Here is a 590-nt window from a genome sequence, read left to right on the forward strand (position 1 = left end):
CCCCTGATCTTTCAACTGATAGACCTCACGCCTTAATTCACGATGCCAAGCGTCCAGGCTGCCGGTGATAAAGGGATTGCTTAAACGTTCGTACCAATCCGCCAAGCGGCGGGCCTTTTCGTCGTGTTCACTCATGATCCCCCCCTCAAATGTCCGTCATTCCACCGGGTGTAACGGCGCGGTGCGGTGCGAACCTGAGTCGCCCCCTAAGCATCGCGCAACTCCCGCCGCAAGATCTTGCCCACTGGCGTCATTGACAACGACTCACGCAACACAATGTGCTTGGGCACTTTGTACGCCGTGAAGTTTTCCTTGCAGTAGGCTTTCAGCTCTTCAAGGCTGACCCCCGATTCGCGGGCCACCACAAACAACTTCACCGCCTCCCCCGAGCGCTCGTCCGGCCCTCCATTCACGGTGCAGTTGGCGACGTTAGGGTGAGCCATCACGATGTCTTCGATTTCGTTCGGGTACACGTTGAAACCCGAGACGATGATCATGTCTTTCTTGCGATCAACGATGCGCACAAACCCGTCCGGGTCGATCACCGCAATGTCGCCGGACTTGAACCAGCCTTCGGCGGTGGCTTCCTG

At 57.5% G+C, this 590-nt stretch carries 1 protein-coding gene; it reads right to left on the reverse strand.

All coding sequences use genetic code 11. The features are described 5' to 3' along the window. Positions 1-206: 206 nt before the first annotated feature. A partial coding sequence (locus ACI77I_RS32100) for an AMP-binding enzyme (RefSeq protein WP_407000227.1) occupies positions 207-590 on the reverse strand: 384 nt, incomplete at its 5' end.

This window comes from Pseudomonas sp. D47 (assembly GCF_045447305.1).
Taxonomy (GTDB): domain Bacteria; phylum Pseudomonadota; class Gammaproteobacteria; order Pseudomonadales; family Pseudomonadaceae; genus Aquipseudomonas.